The sequence below is a fragment of the Modestobacter excelsi genome (genome assembly GCF_005930495.1).
Lineage (GTDB): Bacteria > Actinomycetota > Actinomycetes > Mycobacteriales > Geodermatophilaceae > Modestobacter > Modestobacter excelsi.
In genome coordinates, this window is record NZ_SJEX01000153.1 from 1 (window position 1) to 2,587 (window position 2,587).

Genomic DNA, 2,587 nt, shown 5'->3' on the forward strand with positions numbered 1-2,587 from the left:
AGGAGCACTACGAGCCCCCGCCGCCCCCGCCGCTGCCGGTCCTCGCGCCCGCCTCGCTGTACGCGCTGCTGCTCATCGCGGTCGGCGTCGTCCTGATCGTCGCGCCGGGGAAGGTGGGGTTGTCCCTGGACGTGGGCCTGGTGCTCGGCGTCGCGGCGGTCGCCGGCGGGGTGGCGGTGCTGGTGTCCCGGATGCGCGACCGCTCCGACGACGGCGACGACGGCGCTGTCGTCTGAAGGAGCACCCCGTGCAGGGGCCGTAACCTCCGCAGGATGAGCGCTGCGTCACCGTCCGCCGTCGTCACGCTGACCGGTCACCTGATGGACACCGGCATCCTCGCCCGGGTGCTGGACGACGTCCTGGAGTACGGCGGGGACTACCGGATCGAGAGCCTGGAGCTGGGCCGCCAGCACGGGGACGAGTCGCAGGCGCTGGTGGAGGTCAGCGCCGCGGACGCCGAGCTGCTGGACCGGATCCTGATGCGCGTGCAGGTGTACGGCGCGAACGCGGTCGACCCCGGGACGGCGACCACCCGGCCCGCGCCGGCCGACGGCGTCTTCCCCGAGGACTTCTACTCCACGACCAACCTGGAGACCCTGGTCCGGCTGGACCGGGACTGGCTGCGGGTCGAGCACCCGGAGATGGACTGCGGCCTGGTGGTGTCCGACGGGCCCGTCATCCGCACCGTCCCGGTCAGCGACGTGCGCGCCGGTGACGCGGTGGTCTGCGGTGCCCACGGCGTCCGGGTGGAGCTGCCGCCGCAGGCGCCGCGCGGCCAGGAGGACGACTTCGGGTTCATGTCCTCGACGGTGTCCAGCGAGAAGCCCCAGGCGCTGCTGGTCCGGCAGATCGCCGAGCGGATGCGCGAGGTCAAGGCCGCGGGCAAGCGGGTGCTGTGGGTCGGCGGCCCGGCGGTCGTGCACACCGGCGCGGCGCCGGCGATGGTCCGGCTGGTGGAGGCCGGCTACGTCGACGTCCTGTTCGCCGGGAACGCGCTGGCCACCCACGACATCGAGTCAGCCCTGTTCGGCACCTCCCTCGGCGTGGACCTGGCCAAGGGGTCGGGGGTGCCGCACGGCCACGAGCACCACATCCGGGCGATCAACACCATCCGGGCGGCCGGGTCGATCGCCGCAGCCGTGGGCTCCGGCGTCCTGACCGGCGGGGTCATGCACGCGCTGGCGCAGGCGGGCAAGCCGTTCGTGCTGGTCGGCTCGGTGCGCGACGACGGCCCGCTGCCCGACGTGATCACCGACGTCATCGACGGTCAGCGGGCGATGCGCGCCGAGCTGCACGACGTCGGCTTCGCGATCATGGTCGCCACGATGCTGCACTCCATCGCCACCGGGAACCTGCTGCCGGCGTCGATCCCGCTGGTCTGCGTGGACATCAACCCGGCGACGGTCACCAAGCTCGCCGACCGGGGCAGCGCCCAGGCGATGGGCATCGTCACCGACATCGGCCTGTTCCTCGAGCAGCTCGCCCGCGAGCTCGCCTGACCGGAGCTCAGGCGGTCTGCTCGCAGACGGCCAGGCGGGCCAGGTCGGCCGAGCCCACCAGCCCGGCCTGGGCGCCCAGCTCGGCGACGACCACCCGTGGGCCGGGGCGGAACCCGCGGCCGGGCAGTGCCCGCTCGAGCCGGTCGCGTGCCGGCGCCAGGATCGTCTCGCCCAGCACGCTGACGCCACCGCCGATCACCACGACGTCGGGGTCCAGGATCGCCGCCATGTCCGCGATGCCCTGACCGAGCCAGGTGCCGACCTCGCAGAGCAGCTCGACGGCCAGCGGGTCGCCGTCGGACGCCGCCTGGGCCACCACCTCACCGGTGATCCGGGCGGCGTCGCCACCGACCCGGTCCAGCAGGTCGGCGGCGGCCGCCGGCGAGCTCTGCGCGACCTCCCGGGCGGTGTGGCCCAGGGCGTTGCCGCTGGCGTACTGCTCCCAGCAGCCGCGGTTGCCGCACGCGCAGAGCCGGCCGTCGGGGACCACCCGCATGTGGCCCCACTCGCCGGCGACGCCGTGCGCACCGCGCTGCAGCCGGCCGTCGATGACGATGCCGCCACCGATGCCGGTGCCCAGCGTGATCATGAGCATCAGGCTGCTGCCCCGCGCAGCGCCGAAGCGGTACTCCGCCCACGCGGCCGCGTCGGCGTCGTTGCCCACCCACAGCGGGCGCTGCAACCGGTCGGCGAGGTCCTTGCGGAGCGACTGGTTGCGCCAGGCGAGGTGCGGGCTGAACAGCACGGTGTCGCCGGTGCGGTCGAACCAGCCGGCCGCGCCGACGCCGACGCCGACCAGGGGCCCGGGGTGCCGCTCGGCCAGCTCGTCGACGACCGCGGCGATCGCGTCCTCGGTGGCGGTGACCGACCGCCCCGGGGTGGCCCGGCGGGCGGTGTCGGTGACGGAGCCGTCCGGGGCCACGACGCCACCGGCGACCTTGGTGCCGCCGATGTCGATGCCGATGGCGGGCAGCTGCGCGACGTCCGTCGGGGACGGGGCGGCGGTCACGCGACGTCGATCCGCTGGACGGTGGGCGCGGGGGCCGGGTGCGGCACGGTCTCCTCCGGAGGAGCGGTGGGTTCGGGGG

2 protein-coding genes and 1 pseudogene are annotated in these 2,587 nt (G+C 74.8%); 2 read left to right on the forward strand and 1 reads right to left on the reverse strand.

What is annotated here, in order from left to right; translation table 11 throughout:
* Positions 1 to 236, forward strand: a pseudogene (locus tag FHL80_RS24970) (hypothetical protein); the annotation flags it as partial.
* A 36-nt stretch (positions 237 to 272) separates the two neighbouring features.
* Positions 273 to 1,499 (forward strand): ornithine cyclodeaminase, nickel-pincer nucleotide-dependent, encoded by a 1,227-nt coding sequence (locus FHL80_RS24975; protein WP_138736019.1) that lies wholly within the window; start codon positions 273 to 275, stop codon positions 1,497 to 1,499.
* Positions 1,500 to 1,506: 7 nt separating this feature from the next.
* On the opposite strand, the gene FHL80_RS24980 is transcribed toward FHL80_RS24975, so the two are convergent.
* Positions 1,507 to 2,508, reverse strand: a complete 1,002-nt coding sequence (locus tag FHL80_RS24980; RefSeq protein WP_138736020.1) for an ROK family protein — start codon at positions 2,506 to 2,508, stop codon at positions 1,507 to 1,509.
* Positions 2,509 to 2,587 lie beyond the last annotated feature (79 nt).